Here is a 364-nt window from a genome sequence, read left to right on the forward strand (position 1 = left end):
CGACCGGCGTCTGGTAGTGGTCACGCGCGGCGAGGACCTGGCACTTGCCGCGGTGCGGGGCTTGGTGCGGTCGGCGCAGTCGGAGCATCCGGGTCGGTTTGTGTTGGTGGATACCGATGGTGAGGTGCTGGTTGTCGAGGGTGAGCCGGAGGTGGTGGTTCGCGGTGGCCGGGCGTCGGTGCCGCGTCTGGTTCCGGTTGCTGTCCCGGACGTTTCCGGTGATGGCGATGGTGATGGTGGTGGTGGTGGGGTGCCGGTGTTGGAGGGCACGGTGTTGGTGACTGGTGGTGTGGGTGCGTTGGGGTCGGTGGTGGCGCGGTATTTGGTGGGTTCGGGTGTGCGGGTTGTGTTGGTGGGGCGTCGG

The 364-nt window shown here is 67.9% G+C and carries 1 pseudogene; it reads left to right on the plus strand.

The features are described 5' to 3' along the window. Nucleotides 1-364, plus strand: a pseudogene (locus LPA41_RS41415) (hypothetical protein); the annotation flags it as partial.

The organism is Actinoplanes sp. DH11 (assembly GCF_020873875.1).
Classification (GTDB): Bacteria; Actinomycetota; Actinomycetes; order Mycobacteriales; family Micromonosporaceae; genus Actinoplanes.